19 protein-coding genes, 1 pseudogene and 1 riboswitch are annotated in these 20,398 nt (G+C 40.7%); of the genes and pseudogenes, 13 read left to right on the plus strand and 7 right to left on the minus strand.

Going from position 1 to position 20,398, the window contains the following annotated elements:
• Positions 1-54 precede the first annotated feature (54 nt).
• Complete coding sequence (locus tag FR7_RS18495; protein WP_007944151.1) at positions 55-1,938, plus strand: putative bifunctional diguanylate cyclase/phosphodiesterase; 1,884 nt, start codon at positions 55-57, stop codon at positions 1,936-1,938.
• Positions 1,939-2,455: 517 nt separating this feature from the next.
• Positions 2,456-2,540, minus strand: a riboswitch (cyclic di-GMP riboswitch).
• A gap of 152 nt (positions 2,541-2,692) precedes the next feature.
• Here the strand turns inward: FR7_RS18495 and FR7_RS18500 are convergent.
• A complete protein-coding gene (locus FR7_RS18500) occupies positions 2,693-3,382 on the minus strand; it encodes a 4Fe-4S double cluster binding domain-containing protein (protein ID WP_007937438.1) in 690 nt (229 codons plus the stop codon).
• Positions 3,383-3,474: 92 nt separating this feature from the next.
• Positions 3,475-4,347: a LysR family transcriptional regulator gene (locus FR7_RS18505; protein WP_237769555.1), complete on the minus strand. Its 873-nt coding sequence runs from the start codon at positions 4,345-4,347 to the stop codon at positions 3,475-3,477.
• Between the two features lie 429 nt (positions 4,348-4,776).
• Between FR7_RS18505 and FR7_RS18510 the strand changes: the two genes are divergently transcribed.
• Positions 4,777-5,973 (plus strand): SAM-dependent methyltransferase, encoded by a 1,197-nt coding sequence (locus FR7_RS18510; protein WP_007937449.1) that lies wholly within the window; start codon positions 4,777-4,779, stop codon positions 5,971-5,973.
• Positions 5,974-6,047: 74 nt separating this feature from the next.
• Here the strand turns inward: FR7_RS18510 and abc-f are convergent, their stop codons facing one another.
• Entirely contained in the window at positions 6,048-7,673 is a 1,626-nt protein-coding gene (gene abc-f / locus FR7_RS18515) for a ribosomal protection-like ABC-F family protein (RefSeq protein WP_007937451.1), read from the minus strand.
• Positions 7,674-8,496: 823 nt separating this feature from the next.
• Between abc-f and FR7_RS18520 the strand changes: the two genes are divergently transcribed.
• The 11 genes from FR7_RS18520 to FR7_RS18570 are packed head-to-tail and all read left to right on the plus strand — an operon-like array spanning position 8,497 to position 18,154.
• Positions 8,497-8,853, plus strand: coding sequence for an NADH-quinone oxidoreductase subunit A (locus FR7_RS18520; protein ID WP_007937454.1), 357 nt, complete (start codon positions 8,497-8,499; stop codon positions 8,851-8,853).
• Positions 8,844-9,365, plus strand: coding sequence for an NADH-quinone oxidoreductase subunit B (locus FR7_RS18525; RefSeq protein WP_007937455.1), 522 nt, complete (start codon positions 8,844-8,846; stop codon positions 9,363-9,365). The genes FR7_RS18520 and FR7_RS18525 overlap by 10 nt, the downstream gene beginning before the upstream one ends.
• Positions 9,358-9,828 carry an NADH-quinone oxidoreductase subunit C gene (locus tag FR7_RS18530; RefSeq protein WP_007937456.1) on the plus strand — a complete coding sequence of 157 codons (471 nt, stop codon included), beginning with the start codon at positions 9,358-9,360 and terminating at the stop codon, positions 9,826-9,828. Before FR7_RS18525 ends, FR7_RS18530 begins: the two co-directional genes overlap by 8 nt.
• Before the next feature lie 6 nt (positions 9,829-9,834).
• Positions 9,835-10,932, plus strand: coding sequence for an NADH-quinone oxidoreductase subunit D (locus FR7_RS18535; protein WP_007937457.1), 1,098 nt, complete (start codon positions 9,835-9,837; stop codon positions 10,930-10,932).
• A 25-nt stretch (positions 10,933-10,957) separates the two neighbouring features.
• A complete protein-coding gene (gene nuoH, locus FR7_RS18540) occupies positions 10,958-11,998 on the plus strand; it encodes an NADH-quinone oxidoreductase subunit NuoH (protein WP_007937458.1) in 1,041 nt (346 codons plus the stop codon).
• Positions 11,999-12,009: 11 nt separating this feature from the next.
• Complete coding sequence (locus tag FR7_RS18545) at positions 12,010-12,462, plus strand: NuoI/complex I 23 kDa subunit family protein (RefSeq protein ID WP_007937460.1); 453 nt, start codon at positions 12,010-12,012, stop codon at positions 12,460-12,462.
• Positions 12,459-12,965, plus strand: a complete 507-nt coding sequence (locus tag FR7_RS18550; protein WP_007937462.1) for an NADH-quinone oxidoreductase subunit J family protein — start codon at positions 12,459-12,461, stop codon at positions 12,963-12,965. Before FR7_RS18545 ends, FR7_RS18550 begins: the two co-directional genes overlap by 4 nt.
• Positions 12,962-13,270, plus strand: coding sequence for an NADH-quinone oxidoreductase subunit NuoK (gene nuoK / locus FR7_RS18555; RefSeq protein WP_007937465.1), 309 nt, complete (start codon positions 12,962-12,964; stop codon positions 13,268-13,270). Before FR7_RS18550 ends, nuoK begins: the two co-directional genes overlap by 4 nt.
• Before the next feature lie 28 nt (positions 13,271-13,298).
• Complete coding sequence (gene nuoL, locus FR7_RS18560; protein ID WP_007937467.1) at positions 13,299-15,203, plus strand: NADH-quinone oxidoreductase subunit L; 1,905 nt, start codon at positions 13,299-13,301, stop codon at positions 15,201-15,203.
• A complete protein-coding gene (locus tag FR7_RS18565) occupies positions 15,204-16,739 on the plus strand; it encodes a complex I subunit 4 family protein (RefSeq protein WP_007937470.1) in 1,536 nt (511 codons plus the stop codon).
• Positions 16,736-18,154: an NADH-quinone oxidoreductase subunit N gene (locus FR7_RS18570; protein WP_007937473.1), complete on the plus strand. Its 1,419-nt coding sequence runs from the start codon at positions 16,736-16,738 to the stop codon at positions 18,152-18,154. The genes FR7_RS18565 and FR7_RS18570 overlap by 4 nt, the downstream gene beginning before the upstream one ends.
• Positions 18,155-18,973: 819 nt before the next feature.
• Here the strand turns inward: FR7_RS18570 and FR7_RS18575 are convergent.
• The 4 genes and pseudogenes from FR7_RS18575 to FR7_RS24660 all read right to left on the minus strand — a co-directional run bounded on the left by FR7_RS18575 (position 18,974) and on the right by FR7_RS24660 (position 20,278).
• Positions 18,974-19,180: a PTS sugar transporter subunit IIB gene (locus FR7_RS18575; RefSeq protein ID WP_007937474.1), complete on the minus strand. Its 207-nt coding sequence runs from the start codon at positions 19,178-19,180 to the stop codon at positions 18,974-18,976.
• 26 nt (positions 19,181-19,206) lie between these two features.
• Positions 19,207-19,476, minus strand: a complete 270-nt coding sequence (locus tag FR7_RS18580; protein ID WP_007937475.1) for a zinc-binding dehydrogenase — start codon at positions 19,474-19,476, stop codon at positions 19,207-19,209.
• Positions 19,469-19,657, minus strand: a complete 189-nt coding sequence (locus FR7_RS18585) for a hypothetical protein (protein ID WP_007937476.1) — start codon at positions 19,655-19,657, stop codon at positions 19,469-19,471. Before FR7_RS18585 ends, FR7_RS18580 begins: the two co-directional genes overlap by 8 nt.
• Positions 19,647-20,278, minus strand: a pseudogene (locus FR7_RS24660) (class II aldolase/adducin family protein). The gene FR7_RS18585 and the pseudogene FR7_RS24660 overlap by 11 nt, the downstream one beginning before the upstream one ends.
• Between the last annotated feature and the right edge of the window lie 120 nt (positions 20,279-20,398).

Genomic DNA, 20,398 nt, shown 5'->3' on the forward strand with positions numbered 1-20,398 from the left:
CAAGACTAGAGCAAAGAAGTTGTTTGTACCTATCTGCAAACAGCTTCTTTTTCTGTGCGAAAAAACGCTGACGAATCCCTTAAAGCAATAAAAGGAATCGAAAAAAATACTTTTCAAATTGCAGGTATCAAAATGAAAGGCAGCGAACTATTATTTAATAACATTATTCGCTATTTTTCGACTTATTTTTCAAAAACTCCATTTTTTTACATTCAACTCTTGCATTGGGGTGAACCAGTTTTGAAAACCTTCGTCCATAGAATTCGCAACTTCATTTTATTCATTTCCATATGGAAGATACTCTTACTCCCTGCTGGCGCATCTGCTCAAGAGATGCCCTTGCAATTAAAATGGATACACCAATCTCAGCTTGCGGGTTATTATGCTGCTATTGAAAAAGGATTCTACCAGAACGATGGTTTGGGTGTTATTATGAATGAGGTTGTGCAAGAACAATCCTTTTTGGGCGTGGACAATTCTTCTTTAATTCGTCGACTCATTTACATTATTGGAGTTTTAACATTGGGTTTGATCTTATTTATCATTTTTAATATCAAACTTAAAAATATGGTACGTAAACGGACATTTAGCCTGGAGAAAAAGTTTGATGAGCTCAAAGAGAAGGAAGAAATAATCCGTCACCTGGCATATTATGATACATTGACTAATCTGCCAAACCGTCTATACATGCAAGATATGATTTCAGCAAAAGCAGCCGCATCGCAAAAAGATGAAAATGGGTTCGCTGTTGTATTTGTTGACCTGGATGATTTTAAGCGAATTAATGATGCTATGGGTCATGCTGTCGGTGATGATTTTTTAAAAATAGTTACACAAAGAATACTGAGTTGTTTAAGGGATAATGATACCATTGCTCGTATCGGCGGTGATGAATTCTTTCTGTTATTACCCAACTTGGACAAAGAAAAAACAACATTGGCAGTGGAGAAAGTAATAAATGCAATTAAGGCACCATGCCTGTACCGGAAAAACCTTTATTATCTTTCAGCCAGTGCTGGGATTGCTTTTTCTCCCCAGAATGGTCAGCAATTTGATGACCTTATTAAAACCGCTGCTATGGCACTTTATGAAGCCAAGCGTCAGGGTAAAAACCGTTTTGATTTTTTCACTGAAAAAATGCAGCTCCAATCCATCAACCGTCTGGAAATGGAAATGGATTTGCACCAGGCAATCAACAATCATTCTGGATTGGTATTGCACTATCAACCTCAGATCTCTTATGACGGCAGCATTGTGGGTGTGGAAGCTCTTGTACGCTGGAACCATCCAACGAAAGGGTTGCTGTATCCTGATTCCTTTATTCCTTTGGCGGAAGAAACGGGACTTATTATTCCCTTAGGCGATTGGGTAACTCTTACTGCTTGCAAGCAAAATATACAATGGCAGAAATCCGGCTATCCTCCCATGAGGATTTCAGTAAATTTATCAGTGAAACAATTTCAAAATCCCCACCTTCTGCAGAACATCCAAAGCATTTTACAAAAAACAGGCTTGCCACCTCATTTACTGGAACTAGAGATTACCGAAACGGTTGCAATTAGTCATGCGGATCTTACTCTATCTTTACTGAATTCGCTGCGCTCCATAGGAGTTCGCCTAGCCCTAGACGACTTCGGCGTAGGGTATTCGTCTTTTATGTATTTGAGAAGTTTCCCCATTGATATTTTGAAAATTGATAAATCCTTTATCCGTGATATCACTTTAAATCAAGAAAGCCAAGCTATTATCCAGGCCATTTTACAAGTTGCCAAAAGCCTGCGCTTCAAAGTAGTGGCAGAAGGGGTAGAAACCTCAGAACAGCTCGCTTCTCTAAAAAAGCTTGATTGCCCTATCATGCAGGGTTATCTATTTAGCAGACCCGTACCTGCGGACAAAATCGATATCTTTTTGCAAGGCAAAAATCAATGGAATTATTAATACCCGATCTAAAACTGTTTTATATTGCTATTATCTTATACCCATTATGCAAAATACCATTCACCTGCTTCTGGTAAGCAAGTGAATGGTATTTTAAAGGAGAATAAAACGGCTCCGTTACATTCTTCTCCAATTTTTATTTGATTCTTTAATCATGGCCGGGACTACTCTGACTGGGTGAACAGTTACAAAAAGGTATGCATCTTCTGAATGTGTTCTTTTTCTAAAGATAAATGGCAGGAATACCAATAACACAATTGCACCCACAATATATATCTCGGGCAAACTTAATATGAATAGACTGCTGATAAAAAGAATAACCGTGATGATATACATACAAATGAACATTATAACTTTTTCACCTCCGATACTTCTAAACTAGTATTATCTACACTTGCTATGGCACCTAATCATCATACTCTGCTTTACTTCTTTCCATGATTCTCTACAGCTCCATATACTTATAAAAGTGAACGATCAGAGATATACCCTGACCGTTCACTTTTAATTAAACTAAAACGGCAACCTGGCAATCATAGACCTCTGTCCTTAGACCCATAGCTTTGCGTCCCCATCTTTCGACAGGTTTGCCAAATATTTACTTACTTTCATCATAATAATACTAAAAACTACATAAGTCAAGCATTTTTTAGGACTTAAACCCCATGATTCGAGATATAAGTCCTATTGCTCATCTATAAAAAAAGCCGTCTATCTCTCAATAAACAAGTCGAAGCCTCTTATTCTGATCCATTTAGGCCTTCTTCCTTCCATGTGGACAAACCGCAACACAAATCCCACAAACATGTCCATGGAATTGAGAGTAGTTATTTATTTTCCATAAGTCACATTTTCTAACATCAATTAATTTTTCCCTTGGTAAACTCTCATCCCAGAGATTGCCGACAATTGCACCCGCAGGGCATGCACCGACGCATTTTTTACATGTTCCACAATAATTTGTTCCAACTAAATCATTCGTCTGAAATGGTATGTCCGTTAATACCGTAGAAATCCTAATCCTTGGACCATATTTTCTCGTTATTAAAAGAGAGCTTTTGCCGATCCACCCCAACCCGCCCCTTACGGCTGCGGCTTTATGAGGAAATTCACCTTTAATATTGACAAAATCAGTTCTCTTGGAAGAGGGTATGGCATAAGCAAGATACCCCTTCTTATCGATTTCATTTTTTAACTGCTGTGTTATCAAATCAAGTTTATCATTTACATTACAATATTCGTCATAATACACTTGATTCGGTCCAGTTATAATCTCATCAACTATGGTTGGCGAAAGAGGCAGTCCAATTGTTATTGCATATGGAGTATTCTTAAATTTACAGGAAGAAATATCACCTATATAAGCAAATCCATATAATAGATTTTCAAATGTATCTATTATTTTTATTATATCATTTTGTATTTCCAAATCAGTTGTTTGCATTGTGTTCCCCTCCCAGCTGCTATTGCTTTTATTATACTGGAGAGCGAAGTTTCTTTGAAATTGAAAAGGATTATGAATCATATAAAAAAAGCCTATATCATAAACGAATTTTCCTGAAGTCTTTGAATCAGAGTGTGTACTGTGGCTGAAAGATTTTTATCTTTACGAGTAATCGCAAACAGCGGGATTTTTAATTCACTCCGTTCGTTAAATAGATGAAAATTTTCATTTTCTGTATTGAGATTCTCTACCACACTTCGTGGAAGAAGCGCAATCCCTAATCCCTCCGTCATCGCATTTTTTACCGAATCAAAATCGCTATATTCAAAAGTCGAATTCAGTCTATGTTTTTGCAGCAATTCATCACACAACATACGAAAGGTACAGCCTTGTCGAAAATTTATCACTGGATAATCATCAAGCTGTGGACACTTCTTATCTTTCATCAGCTTTTTATGTCCCGCCCAAACAAGTTCTTCCGAATGAATCATAACTGTATTTAAGTATTTCTCAGAAATAAAGTCATGGACAATACCGATATCATATTGATTATTATTAAGTCCATTAAGCACGCAGCTTGAATTTAAGCAAATTTCTACGTTAACTTTTCCTGCATTACCGTTTATTTGTAGTTGTAGTAATGCGGGTGAAAGCAGCGAATTGATATAGCTGGTTGATATACCAATTCTCATATCCTGAACTTCTGAAAAACAATTCATGTTGATAACTGTTTCACCATAAATTTTGAGAATTTTTTCTGAAGGGCCAATTAGATACCTGCCAGCATCGGTAATATACAGTTTTTTACCAATCCTTTCAAATAACTGCACCCCAAAATGCTCTTCCAGCGTACGAATTTGGGTTGAAACAGTTGGCTGTGTAAATGTAAGCAGCTCTGCAGCTTGCGTAATGTTCTCAAGTTTGGCAACTACGCAAAAGGTTTTCAATAAGCGAATATCCACCATACACCTCGAATACTAGTTTTATTCCTACCTGTAAATCATCCATTTTATCTATTATATAGGCAGCTGGATGATTGATTACCTCATATTTATTTTTAGTTCATCTGATTGAAAACGCTCTCACTCAAAATTAAACTTTGTATATTTGCGTTTACCGCATTACTCTTACTATACCATTAAAAAACAAATTCCTGCAAAATTTCTACCTCTTGATTAGAGACTTCATCCTATTTTTTTCGATTCTAATACTGCCTATTCAAAAGTTCCCTTACTTTTGTCCTTAATTTTCGCTTCAGCCCTCATATTGAGCCGTTTATCAGCATTTTTCCAAAGAAAAGTCGTGATTCTTTATATTTTGCACCTCTCCAATATTTGACATTTGCTTTTAAAAGGAAGAAAATGAAAAGAAAGCTTAATGGTTGGTGATTTTTTATGAAAGCAACATCGCTTTTAGAAAAACAACTGCTAAATACCATCTTTGGGAAAATTGAACACGGCAGCCTTGGTGTCCGCTACTGGGATGGGGAAGAAATTGCTTATGGCCAAGCAAGAGGGAACATCAAACTTATGTTTAAAACGGTGCCGCGATTCAATTTTGCCAAGGATCCTGTCCTTGCCCTGGGTGAAGCCTATATGAACGGAGATCTTGATTATGAGGGGCATTTGGAGGATTTCCTTCAGTTACTCGATGCCAATCCCCAGGTTTTCGCAAAGAACGGTGTCTTAACAAAAACGGTTCAGGCAATGAGTGGGCTAACCAGTCGATTTCAAGCCAAACAAAATATTCAACATCATTATGATCTTGGTAATGATTTCTTTTCTTTATGGCTTGATAAAACGATGAGCTATTCCTGCGCCTACTTTAAACATCCCGACGATACGCTGGAACAAGCTCAGTTGCAAAAAATCGACTATATCTTAAAGAAGTTGAATCTAAAACCGGGGGAAACCTTGCTCGACATAGGCTGCGGCTGGGGCTGGCTCATTATTAAAGCCGTGCAAACCTATGGTGTGAAAGCGGTAGGTATAACCTTGAGTGAGGAACAATTCCAAAAAAGCCAACAGCGCATTGCCAGTTTAAACCTAACCGATCAAATAACTGTTAAACTGTTAAATTATCTTGACCTGGACGAGAAAACGTACTGTTTCGATAAAATCGTCAGCGTGGGCATGTTTGAACATGTAGGTAAAAAGAACATCCCTAACTATCTTGAGAAAGTATCCAGGCTGCTGGCGCCAGGAGGTTTATCACTGCTTCATACAATTACCGATACCACTGAGAGCAAACCGGAAAATTCATGGATCAAGAAATTCATATTCCCCGGCGGTTATGTTCCTTCCTTGCGCGAAGTCGTATGGCAGCTCCCGGAATATGATTTTCATCTTCTCCATGGAGAAAGTCTCCGCATGCATTATGCCAAGACTCTTGACTGCTGGTATCATAATTTTTCTGACCACATCGATGCCGTCAAAGAGAAATTTGACGACCAATTTGTCCGAATGTGGAGCCTCTATCTCCAAGGCTGCGCTGCTGCGTTCCGTGCTACAGGGCTGGATATTCATCAGCTTCTTTTTTCAAAAGGCTTAAATAATAATCTGCCGCTAACTTATGATCATCTACATAACTAATGCTGTTCTTCAGCTTTTATAAAATATCCCCAGCGAAATTCCTTTTGTAAATTTTGCTGGGGATATTTTTTAGGCTATTTCAATTTTACGATTAGTTCACGATACTCCTTGTCTAAATGCTCTATGGAGTTTCTGTCTTTAGCAACAGATAATTTACTAAGCACTTCAGCCAGACGATGCTCTAGTAAAAGTTGCTCCTCTTTAGCTGAATCTCCCTTCTGTTCCTGCTTATACTGGAGATAGTCTTCATAATTTCCAGAAAAAAGCCGAAGCTTTCCAGAATCAAATAGCATGAGATGGGTAGCGATGGAATTAATAAATTTCCGGTCATGAGAGGCGAACAGTATCGTCCCTTTATACTCTGCCAACACAGCTTCAAGTGCTGCTAAAGATGGTAAATCCAAATAATTTGTTGGCTCATCCAATACTAGAACATTTGCTTGGCTCACCATAATTTGGGCTAGAGCGACACGTGTTCTCTCGCCTCCGCTCAATACGGCAACTTTTTTATATACATCATCCCGGCGAAATAATAACTGTGCCAGCAGGCTTCTCACGAAGTTCTCATCATAGATACTATCTGTCATCACATTTGCCAGTATTGATGTACCTGGATCAAGCCCTTCAATTGCCTGGCTGAAATGCCCAAAGCGTACTTTAGGTGCGACATAGATCCCTTCAGGATATGACAGAATCATATTCATTAACGTTGTTTTTCCGCAGCCGTTATCGCCGACCAGAGCTACCTTATAACCGCTTCCAATGCTAAATTCAGCCTGATCATACAATCTGCGACTGCCAAAGACTTTGCTTATCCCTTCTGTCCGCAGCACCATTTTGCTGCATAGATCATCGGTATTCACCAAATCAAATACCACCTTAGGATTACTTTTGGGTTTATCCTTGATCTCTAGCTGACTCATTCGTGTTTCCATGGCTTTTACGGCTTTATCCAAGTTCGCTTTTGCTTTTTGATTCCCCATTTTGTGCAGTCGTGCTTCCGAATTTCCCATCCGGCTTGGAGTTTTTCTCATAGTCACTGCCTGCTGTCTGCGGTCGGCTGCCCCCGCCTCTAGTTTTTTCTTCTCTGCAAGATAATTTTCATATTCGCGGGCTTGCTGTGCTTTCTTCACCTCTTTTTTGGCAAGGTACTGTCGATAATTACCTGTATAAACCTTGATTTCTCCCTCTTGTATCTCCCAGATACTAGTACAAACCATGTCAAGCAATTCCCGATCGTGGGAAACAATGACAAAGGCACCTTGAAAATCTTGCAGCTTTTGCTGCACAAGTTCATTCCCCTTAATATCCAGATTTGCTGTTGGCTCATCAGCAAGCAAGAAAGCAGTGTCTTTACTAAATGCTAAAGCAAGCCGGTAGCGAGTCTTTTCTCCCCCGCTCATTGTCTTATCGTACTGCATACCAATTTGAAATTGCTGGGCAATCCCTGGATTCATGCCATCTTTCTGCTCATAACTTTCATCTAGCTGAGCAATATAAGAAGGGGAGCGATGCTGGACGACCTTCCCCCCGTCAGGCTGCATTAAACCTGCCATGATTTTTAGCAGAGTCGTCTTCCCTACTCCATTGGAGCCGACAATGCCGATACGGTCTTTTGAATACACCTTCAAATCGTCAATTTTAAATAAACAGCGATCTCCAGCGGATTTCACAATATTTTTTAATTCTAATAATAACAAAAAAACCTCTCCTTTTTGCCAAGAGAGGACATACGTACAGAAAAAAGAGCGCAACAACACGCACCTATACATAATCCTCTCTAGAATTCAAATGAGCGCATGAACAGAATCCTGTATATTAATACAGAAATACTCTCTCATTTGATTTACTAAAAAAGATTAATTGCGCATGTTCGTAATACCCTTTTCCTTCCGTTATATTCTGTGGTTCTAAACGTATTTTACCCAATACATCTGCAAATAGCAATAGAATACTCTTCCAATTTATATTGTGAACGATTAACTACTTTGACTAAGACGCTTTAACCATAAAGCAATTACTATCTTATGTTGATGAACATAAGGCAAAATACTTCTCATATTTAATTATTCATTCAAGATCGCAACAGTTACATATTAATTCGTAAATCATTTTCTTTTTTGTGCAAAAGTTACATTTAGTTCACTGCTGAACTACCAATGTAACGAAAAACAAATACTTTATTGCTAATAACTAAAAAATATGATAAAATCTGACTATAAATATTTTTTTCTTAATTAATAAAGTAGAATCTGGTAGAGACGATTTCGATTATCAACGAATATTTTTCAGGTTTGAGGTTAATTTAATGAAACATCAAGGCAAATTCACTCTGTTTAATTTGGAATATCATATTAAGCTGTTGACAGTTCGCGTCAACAGCTTTTTTACCTACAGACGTGATGTAAAAGATTATACAAACTCGTAACTGGATAAACTATAAAGGATTGACAGATTGTGGCTTTGATTTACATAGCAAGTCAACAGTTAAATTGCTAAATTACCCAAAGGGAGGAGATAATCATGTTGCAGGATTATGGCCATATTGGGCTGCTACTAGTCATTGCACTAGTGTTTCCCTTTATCGCGTTAGGAACGTCGTATGTCATTCACCCGCGTCGTCCAAGTATTGAAAAATCATTGCCTTACGAGTGTGGGGTAGATACAGTCGGTACGACATGGGTTCAATTTCGGGTAAGCTATTTTTTATATGCATTAGTGTTTGTGGTATTTGATGTAGAAACTATTTTTTTATATCTTTGGGCAGTGGAATTTCAGCAGTTAGGAACATTTGCCTTTATTGAAATGTTTATATTTGTATCCATCTTAGTATTGGGACTGGGCTATGCCTGGAAAAAGGAGGCCTTAGAATGGAGGTAAATCATACTGGGACAAATGAGCAGCAAAACAGTGAATTATTAAAAAAGAACATTCTTTTGACCAGCATGGAAACCGTGCTGAATTGGGCAAGAAGTAACTCACTGTGGCCGTTATCTTCTGGATTAGCTTGTTGTTCGATGGAGATGATGGCTTCAGCTGCGGCTCGCTTTGATATATCGCGATTTGGTTATGAAGTTTTTCGGCCATCCCCCAGACAAGCTGATTTGTTGATTGTAGCTGGTACGTTGACTTGGAAAATGGCGGGGCCTCTCAAACGTTTGTATGAGCAGATGCCTGAGCCCAAATATGTCATCGCAATGGGAAGTTGTGCCAATGCTGGTGGACCTTTTGCCGATTCTTATTCCGTCGTTCCGGGTGTTGATCGCATTTTACCAGTCGATGTGTATATTCCAGGCTGTCCCCCACGTCCTGAAGCTTTAATTCAGGGCATGTTAGAACTAAAACGCAGGATTCAAAATCCTGAAGTTGCAAGGATGGATAAGCATGAGTAAGCAAATGATCAGCAGTGAGTTGTTTCTTAGACTACAAGCACAGTTTTCACCAGGGGTGACTATTATTGGCGAACATTTTCAGCAGGCTTTATTGGTTGAGTCAGAGGAATTGATAGAGCTTTTAACCGTGCTTAAGACCGATCCCAACTATCAATTTAATCTATTAAGCAATCTGACGGCTGTGGATTATGTAGAATACTTTGAAGTAGTTTATCATCTTTACTCATTGCCGTTAAAACAATCGGCCACCATCAAAACACGCTGTACAAATGACCATGCCTCTGTTCCTTCGGTAACAGCCATTTGGCCGTCTGCTGATTTTCAGGAACGAGAAGTTTATGACTTGTTAGGGATTAGGTTTACTGGTCATCCCAATCTGCTGCGTATTCTAATGCCTGATGACTTTCCTGAACATCCGTTACGTAAAGCCTATCAATTTACTCCAGACGGAGAAAAGGGGTGATAAACCTTGCCAAAAACAGAAACCTATACGTTAAATATGGGACCTCAGCATCCCAGCACCCATGGTGTCTTACAGGTAGTACTGGAATTAGATGGGGAAAGAGTTGTTAAAGCGATACCACAAATGGGCTATCTTCATCGGGGGATTGAAAAACTAGCGGAAAGTCGTACTTATACTCAGTTTATTCCTTATACAGACCGCTTAGATTATGTTTCGTCTATGGGAAATAATTTGGGCTATTGTCAAACAATTGAGAAACTTATGGCGATCTCAGTGCCTGAGCGCGCCGAATATTTGCGGGTTATTATGACGGAACTTAACAGGATTGCCAGCCATTTGATTTTTATGAGTTCAGTAGCTATTGATCTGGGAGCTACCACGGGAATGATGTTTGGATTTCGTGATCGTGAACGAATTTTGGATTTGTTTGATATGGCCTGCGGAGCAAGGCTGACTTACAGTTATATTCGTTTTGGCGGAGTCAGGGAAGATGTGCCTGCTGAATTTATAGAGGCGACCCGTCAATTTCTAGCTGATTTCCCAGCCATGTTAACCGAACACCATACGTTATTATCTGGAAATGAAATTCTGCACCACCGCTTAAAGGGCAGTGGCATTATAAGCGGACAACGTGCTGTAGAAACTGGTCTGACCGGGCCGACCCTGCGTGCATCCGGAGTTGATTATGATATTCGCAAAATAGAGCCTTATGGGATTTATGACCGTTTTTCCTTTTGTGTACCATTAGGAACAGTTGGTGATAATTGGGATCGTTATATGGTAAGGATGGAAGAAATGCAGCAAAGTGCTGACATTATTGCCCAGGCGTTAGACCAGTTACCCCCAGGACCGGTGATGACCAAGATACCAAAGGTCTTGAAGCCGTTGCCTGGTGACGTTTATCATCGCATCGAAAACCCCCGGGGTGAATTAGGTTATTATGTTGTCAGTGATGGCTCGACTAAACCCTACCGCATTCATGTGCGCCGCCCCTCATTTATTAATCTTCAAGCGCTTAATGAGATTTGTCAGGGATCATTAATTGCCGATGTGGTTGCCATATTGGCTACCTTAGACCCTCTTATGGGGGAAGTCGATTGTTAATTTTAAGGAAGGGGGTGGGTAAAGCGTGCAAGAAGTAACAGGTTTGTTTATGGTTGCAACTATGTTGCGGAACATACTCGGTAAATATTTACCCAATCCTCAGTGGGTAGATATTGTTATTACATTGATTAATATTGGAGCAATTTTCACCGTTATTTCATTATCTGCTGTCATCTTAGTTTACGCTGAACGTAAGGTGAGCGCTTATATGCAGATGCGAATAGGTCCTAACCGTGTTGGTCCTTGGGGAATCTTGCAAACTGTGGCCGACATGATTAAACTAATGTCCAAAGAAGATATTATGCCTGTTGGTGCTGATCGGTGGCTATGGATACTGGCCCCGGTGCTATTATTTATTCCTTCTGCTGCTGTGTATGTTGTATTTCCATTTGATAATCAAGCCATTTTTGCTGATTTAAATATTGGTATATTTTATTTTATTGCCGTATCTTCCCAGGCTACTTTGCCCTTTCTCATGGCTGGGTGGGCTTCTAATAGTAAGTATGCTCTGATTGGGGGTATGAGGACAGTAGCGCAAATGCTGAGCTATGAAATTCCTTTGGTTTTCTCAATTTTAGGAGTTGTTATGATTGTCGGTTCCATGCGGATGAGTGATATTGTTGCTGCCCAACAGCAAGTTTGGTTTATTGTGGTTCAGCCATTAGCCTTTATAATTTTTTTGATTGCGGCAACTGCCGAAACCAACCGGGCTCCCTTCGATTTGGTTGAAAGCGAATCAGAATTGGTCGCTGGTCCTTTTACTGAGTATAGCGGTATGCGCTGGGCCTTGTTTTTCTTGGCTGAATACGCCAATCTATTTGCCGCTTCGGCCATCGCTGTTACCTTATTTCTTGGCGGCTGGAATGGTCCTTGGCTGCCAGGCTGGTTATGGTTTCTCTTAAAAACTGCACTTATGATTTTTGTGTTTATGTGGTTACGCTGGACTTTTCCTCGCCCACGGGTAGATCAATTGATGGCCTTTGGCTGGAAAATACTCCTGCCATTATCATTGGTTAACGTTGTTCTTACCGGTATCGGCATTTATACCGTTAAATATTTCAGTTAGGAGGTGCAGGTATGCAAGGGAAAGGTTTATTAGCTGGAATGAGAATTACCCTGAACCGTTTGTTTGGTAAAAAGATAACCGTTCATTATCCGGAAGAAAAAATACCCATGTCACCGCGCTTCCGAGGCGGCGAATTGGATTTGGCTCATAATAAATGTATTGCCTGTGGCTTGTGTGCTATGGCTTGTCCGAATCAGGTGATCGAATTAACTACCAGGACAGACGAACATAAGAAACGGCACTTAACTTCTTATATTTATCACTCAGGACGCTGTCTGTACTGTAACTACTGTATTGAGGTCTGTCCGACTGATGCGATTTGCTGGGACAAGAATTATGAAAACTCCCGTTATTTCCGGCATCAATTAGATGTTGACTGCTTAGCCATATCACGGGGAAAATCGCCAAATGCGGTTGTGGGTACAAATCCAGACGACACGGATAAAGAGGAGGGCACTACATGAGCGAGTGGGGTCTGACAGTCGCCTTTTATAGCTTAGCCACCATTACCGTTGCATCAGCGATTGGTGTGGTAAGAAAAAGTAACTTAGTGCATAGTGCCTTATTATTGGCCTTGTGTTTTGTCGGTGTCAGTGGTTTATATGTATTGCTGCATGCCGAATTCTTAGCAGCAGTGCAACTGTTAATTTATAGCGGGGCGGTTGCAGTTATTATGGTCTTGGGTATTATGCTGACGCAGCGGAGCAATATGAATGACACTAATCCCAGCAATGATCGCTCGCGCTGGGCAGTTGCCATATGTGGTATGTTCACTCTGGTTACTCTGAGTGTAATTGCTACAACACCGTGGCATTATTCCATTGCCATGACCATTGAAGACAGTGCTCCAGTCATAGCCCGAGTTTTATTGACGGAATATATGATTGCTTTTGAAGCGACGGCAGTACTGCTCTTGGCAGCTATGGTAGGTGCAATTGTATTGGCGAAGGGGGTGGAAGATAAATGATTGGCTTAGTCCATTATTTAACAGTTGGGGCGTTACTTTTTACCATTGGATTATATGGAGTTCTGACTAAACGCAATATTGTGGCTATGTTAATGAGTATTGAGCTGATGCTTAATGCTGTGAATATTAATTTAGTTGCATTCTCACACTTTATAACTCCAGAACTATTAACGGGACAGGTCTTTGCGTTGTTTACCATTAGCGTAGCCGCATCCGAGGTGGCTGTGGGTCTAGCTTTGGTCTTTCGTGTTTATCATGACCGTAACACCGTGTACGCTGATCGTTTGAATTGGCTGCGCTGGTAGTAATGGCAATAGGAAGAAGGTGAAAAATATGTTTAGTGAATATGCGCTCCAGCATGCCTGGCTGATTCCTTTATTGCCGGCATTATCCTTTATCGTTATTGGTTTATTACTGCGCCGAGTGCCATTATTGTCAGCGGCGGTAGCAATCAGTGTCAGTAGTCTCAGTCTGGTTTTGGCCTTTGGTGTCTGTCAGGCAGTGCTGCTTCAGGGTATTACGGTTGACAATCCGTTGATCTACCGTGTCCCATGGGTGAATATTACTGGACTTGCGATTGATATGGGGGTCTATATTGATCCAATCTCAGCCATGATGCTGATGGTAGTTACCTTAGTCTCCTTGATGGTTCAAATTTATTCCCTTGGCTATATGCAGGGTGATCCCGGATTTGGACGATTTTATGCCTATCTGTCTTTATTCGTCGCTGCCATGCTGGGCTTAGTCATTGCTGTCAATTTTGTACAAATGTTTATCTTTTGGGAACTGGTGGGCTTATCTTCCTATTTATTAATTGGTTATTATTTTTATAAAGTGTCAGCTCGTGAGGCCGCTAAAAAAGCTTTTATTACCACACGAATTGGTGATTTCGGGTTACTTCTTGGCATTCTTTTGCTTCAGATTATTTTTGGCACACTGGACTTTCAGCAACTTGATCTGAGTATCCCCGCCTATATACAGCAGAGTGGCACAGGACTATTAACCATAGTAGGCTTTTTGATTTTTCTCGGTCCCATTAGTAAATCAGGACAGTTTCCTTTACATGTCTGGTTGCCGGATGCGATGGAAGGTCCGACGCCTGTGTCCGCACTGATTCATGCCGCTACTATGGTGGTGGCCGGAGTGTATTTAGTGGCCAGAGTGTTTTTCTTATTTGACTTGCTTCCCCACGTACTGGACGTAGTTGCCTGGGTAGGAGCCATTACAGCCTGCTTTGCCGCCAGTATTGCTTTGACTCAGCGGGAGATTAAGCGGATTTTAGCTTATTCTACTGTTAGCCAGTTGGGCTATATGATGCTGGCACTTGGGGTCGGTAGTGTTACGGCGTCCATGTTTCACTTGATGACTCATGCTTTTTTTAAAGCGCTGCTGTTTTTGGCAGCCGGAGCTGTTATTCATGGATTACATGATAAGAATGATATTTTTGAAATGGGCGGGTTACGTCATAAAATGCCAGTGGCCTTTGCCGCTATGACAATTGGTGTGCTTGCAATTTCAGGGATTCCACCCTTTGCAGGTTTCTTTTCAAAGGACGAAATTCTCTTGGCAGTATCAGAAGTGAGTTTGCCCTTATATGTGATCGCTGTCATCACTTCTGCAATGACAGCCTTTTATATGGCGAGATTATTGATTATCGTTTTTTTCGGACCTGAGAAACCGGATAATCATCCTCATGAGGCTCCCTTATCCATGTGTATTCCCTTGGGAGTGTTAGGAGTTTTGGCTATCATTGGCGGGTATATACCCTATAGCTATCATTTCGGTGACTGGGTGCGCTTTGGTGCCGCACATCACGCCGAGCTAAGCTGGAACGTTGCCGCCCTCTCTACGGTTTTAGCCATATTGGCCATGGCATTGGCTTGGCTTATCTATGGCAGCGGCCGGATTTCATCCGATCAACTGGCCTGGCGTTTTCTTATTTTATATAAGTTAAGTTATCACAAATACTATATTGATGAAATATATCAGTGGCTTAATCAAACCGTAGTGGATGGATTGGGCAAGCTGTTATACTGGATTGATCTTTATATTGTGGACGGTATTGTTAACGGACTGGCTAAATTGACGCTATATTTAGGGGATGAATTGCGCAAATGGCAAACAGGGCAAGTACAACAATATGGAATGGTGTTATTGGGCGCAATTTTGCTGCTAGTGGTTTGGTTAGTAATGATTGAACCAGCGTTTAAAAGAGTCTTGCTGGGAGGTGCTGGTTAGATGAGCGGTTTTCCTTTGTTAACAGCAATATTATTGATCCCGATTTGTGGCATTCTAGTGATGGCGTGCCTGCCGCGTGAAGCAAATAAAACCATCAAGCTGGTTGCTGCCACAGCAATGAGCATCGCCCTTCTCTTATCGGCTTATGCTTATTGGGCTTATGATTTTAGTCTGGGAGGGATGCAATATACTGAGAATATAGCATGGATTCCTGACTTAGGCGTAAACTATGCTTTAGGTGTGGATGGTATTTCTTTACCCCTGTTATTTTTAACTATGCTGGTCGGCGTAGCAGCGGTGTTTGTCTCCTGGAATCTGGATAGGCGTCCTAAAGAATTCTTCATACTCTTACTGATTTTGCTCACCGGGGTAGCGGGAACTTTTATCACCCGGGATTTGTTTATCTTCTTGTTATTTTATGAGTTGGTAGTCATACCCATCTATATTATGGTTATTATTTGGGGCTCCAGCAAGCGGGTAACCAAGGAATATGCCGGGATGAAACTGACTATCTACCTATTACTGGGGTCAGCGTTCATGCTGGTTGGGGTAATGGCCGTATATCTTAATGCTTATCCGCCGGGCTTACGAACCTTTAGTATGGAGGCTTTAGCCCAAGCCCACAGGTTAGGTCATTTATCAGAGAACTTTCAAATCTTTGCTTTTTTCCTTTTGTTGTTAGGGTTTGGTTCCCTATTATCCATGTGGCCATTTCACAGTTGGTCTCCAGATGGTTATGCGGGCGCTCCCACTGCTGTATCGATGATTCATGCCGGTGTCTTAAAAAAAATTGGCGGTTATGGTTTAATCCGGTTAGGACTGCTGGTATTGCCGCTTGGTGCTAAATTCTGGGCACCAGTCATTGCTATTCTGGCAGTTGCCAATGTACTGTATGCCGCATTTATCGCCTTGGTTCAGAAAGATTTGAAATATGTAATCGGGTATTCGTCTGTATCTCATATGGGCTATGTATTGATTGGTTTGGCCGCATTAAATGTCATTAGTATCAACGGGGCGATTGCCAATATGTTTGCCCATGGAGTAATGAGTGCATTATTCTTTGCCATGATTGGTCATGTATATGAAAAGACCCATACCCGGCATATTCCAGACCTGGGAGGTTTAGCGCATCAAATGCCGCGGATTGCTACCGGATTCATGCTGGCAGGTATGGCTTCCTTGGGACTGCCAGGCTTAATCGGATTTATTCCCGAATTTACCATCTTCGTCGGTACCTTCCCTGCCTATCCTTGGCAGGCAGTATTGGCTATTTCGGGTATTGTATTTACTGCTTTATATATTCTGCGAGTTTTGGCCAATGTGTTATTTGGACCACGGCGCACTGAATTTGATAACTGCCCGGATGCCCGTGGCGTAGAATTAGTACCTTTAATTTTGCTAGGCACAGTTTTAGTTGTTTTTGGAATATTTCCACAAATCCTTATGGGTATGGTAAACAGTGGTGTTGAATCTATGGTGCCAATTCTTGAGGAGTTGCATACAGCACCGTCAATGCTGGGAGGGGTTTTTAAATGAATATTTCGATCTTGACCAGTGAAATCGCTATTGTCCTGTTAGCGGTGTTGATCATGTTGTTTGACCTGGTACTGCCGCGTCAGGAATCGCGCCGCAGTTTAGGCTATTTGGCGGCCTGGGGAGTATTTGCTATATTCGTTTATACCTTTACCCAGTACGGCATGTCTGCCACCGTATATAAAGGATTATTTATTGTTGATAATTTCGCTGTGTTTTTTAAGCAGATATTTCTAATCTCGACTCTGCTGCTGTTGTTATTTTCCTTTGACTATGTTCAAGGGCTGTCCCGAAATCAGGGCGAGTTTTATGCCTTAATGCTGTTTGCAGTGGCCGGCATGATGATTATGGCTTCAGCCAATGATTTATTAACCATCTTTGTTGGACTGGAACTTATGACAGTAATCTTTTATATCTTAGTTGGCTTTAATTTTGCAAGTGTCAAATCCAGTGAAGCAGGAATGAAATATTTGATTCTTGGTTCCGCTTCCAGTGCCGTACTGCTCTATGGCATGAGCTGGGTCTATGGAGCTACCGGGAGTATTGCCTTACAGCAAATTAGTATGCAGGTTACTGAAGAAAATCCAGCCCTGCTCTTGGGGTTGGGCTTGATGTTAGCCGGTATTGGGTTTAAATTGGCCATTGCTCCTTTTCATATGTGGGCACCTGACATCTATGAAGGTGCACCAACGCCCATTACTGCAATGCTGGCAATGGGCTCAAAAGCGGCTGGTTTTGCAATCTTGCTCCGAATTTTCATTGCTGCTTTTTCAGCACTCCAGAGTTATTGGCTGATTGCCGTCAGCTTCATGGCTGTGCTGAGTATGGTAGGTGGTACGGTTGTCGCTATGCGCCAGACTAATATTAAGCGTATGATTGGCTATTCTTCCATTGCTCAAGCCGGTTATATGCTGGCAGGCTTACTGGCGGCCGATGTTGCCGGCGTACAAGGTATGTTGTTTTATACCATGCTCTATGTTTTCGCCAATGTGGGAGCCTTTGCAGTGATTGTTGCTGTGGGTAAGCATGGTGGTTCGGATGAAATTGAGGACTTGTCGGGACTGTCCCAGAAGTCTCCCTTCTTAGCATTGTCTATGACTGTTGCCCTGCTGTCTATGGCCGGAATACCACCGATGGCAGGCTTTGTGGGGAAATTCTATATCTTTATGGCAGTCATAGAGCAAGGATATCTGTGGATGGCCATCATTGGTTTTGTCATGTCGATGATTTCCGTGTACTATTATTTGCAGGTTGTAAAAACCATGTACATGAAGGAGCCTAAAGATGAGCAACCACTTGTGATTTTGGTTCCCATTGGGCTTGCAGCCAGTATTAGCATCTTAGTTACACTGTTTTTGGGAATCTATCCTGCACCGTTAGCCAAGCTGGCCAAGGCTGCCGCTCAAACCTTGTGGTAATTTACCATCCATCAAGGAATAACGCGCAACAAAAGTTCCAGGGTATCTGTCCCTGATGTTAAACTGCATAAAAATTTCATAAACTAAGAAACCGTATACTATAGCAATAATAGACTTCCCATTATGGAAAGTCTATTATTGGGATCACCTTTTCCTTGTTGCTTACACCTCACGTCACCTACAACAAATGAGACTACTGTAGAAACAGCCATACCAAGAATGATGGGAAGATAATCAGAAGAAACTGCTACTGCTAATACTGAAAAGTAACTTCCCGGTGAGGTGTAACGACTAAGCCTGCATGGAAGGCTTGAAAGACAAAAGCACCTAAGACGCCGCCTGCAATAGCAGCTAAAATCATAATCGGTTTCATTAATATATAAAGGAAATATGGCCCAATAGAATTATGCTAAATAAAGGCACACAGTTAGCCTAAATTAAATTTATGTTTCTAAATCTTAACCTAGAGTGCGATTCTATTATATGAGTAAATTCTTCTCATATCAATACATATAAACATATACAAAAAATTAAGCGAAGAAATACTATATAAGGGTTTCACTAATGCATTACCACATAAGCGTATGGCCTCTTCCCAATTTCTTGCTTCACCTTCAATAGCAATATATCTAACTACATCCAAAAAAATCACCTACCTTATAGTATAAATGCAGCTATCTTCGCCAATGGTATGATATGAGACAATTAACATGGATACACTTGAGCACATCAAACTTCTAAACAAATTTCCCCTGCTGGCCAAGACACACATGATAGTGACATAACAAACAACAATTAAAAGCCTCCCAAGGAAATATGTCATACCCGGAAGCACCAAATCCCATTCGGAAAACGACACCTAAAATACATATCATAATTGGTAACATGACGACAGCACCCATGCTGAGAATGCCTTGCACAATCTGCAGCAATATCTCCACAATAAGCACCTCCTATTTTTATTGCTTCTTGAGCAACCGTCGACATAGCTATGCCACTACCACAAGCAACTAATATCTTTACCATAAAACAACCTCCTTTCCATTTTAAAATTATTCGTTGGGCAGCAATACAACTTTTATGGCCTCACCGGATTTAGTTAGCTGAATACCCTCATTAATTTTACTAAGCGGCAAAACATGTGTTAGATACTTTGTGCTTGCGCAGGCTGTGGAAGGGTTGGCAGAAATCACTTTATCAGCACCTTTACCGTCAGTAATTCTTTTGACAGCTTCAATAAGATCTTCTTTCATACTATTGATCGTATAATCTACGTCAAATGTTTTTGCCAGCTCCAAACGATAATCATTTATTTCAATCATAATTACGATTTGTGGAACCTCTTAATTTAGCCAACTGCGAATGAAAACATCCTATTGGTCCAGCCCCAATAATTACGATCGTATCCCCAAACGTAATGCCAATATTTTCTTGATAGGCGTATACAGCTGATAATGGTTCGCCTAAGGTTGCACTTTCAAAACTGACATTCTCAGGAATCATAAAAACAGCATCTCGTTCTATTTGCTGCTTTGTTATGGCAATATAACAGCAAATCCACCTTGCCTATCCGTATAATTACCAGGATTCTCACTGTGACCGCTGCAGCATGCTTCACATGATTTGCTAATAAAACAAGTTCGTGTTCTTTCATTGCGTCTTCAATACCATCTGCAATATGCTTTGTACCTGGTTCTCCATATGGCAAGCAGGGAATATCTCCAAAAAGCAGACCAAACGTTGTCGAGCATTTGATAGCTATACTTTTATTACAATACGCATATGCTGTTAGATATGGCGCATGGGCATGTACTACAGCATTACAATCAGGACGTGCACGCAAAGCTGCTTCATGCAACAGATATTCACTTGATCTTTTAATGTCCCCCCAATTTGACTGCCATCCTTCATAACAGCAATCATATCTTCTGTAAGAAACGCTTTTCTAGTGCCGGATGGAGTAATATAAAGTTCTCCTGCTGTTCTGTCTAACATTGATAGATTGCCTTCAAGAGAATTTACCAGACCCTTGCCCTCTAAAAGTTTTGCATAATAAATAATTTCTTTTTTCAGATTATTTGAATTACTATCCATATTCGTACTCCCTATCAGTGATTTAAGCATTCATGAATTACCTATGCCCTTATTATAGTAAACGGTATAACAGCTAACAAGAATAAGCTATTGCAGAACTATTGGCAAAGAATTTTACTTAGTATAATCTCGAGACTCTTTTTAGGAGTT

Source organism: Pelosinus fermentans DSM 17108 (assembly GCF_000271485.2).
Taxonomy (GTDB): Bacteria; Bacillota; Negativicutes; order DSM-13327; family DSM-13327; genus Pelosinus; species Pelosinus fermentans.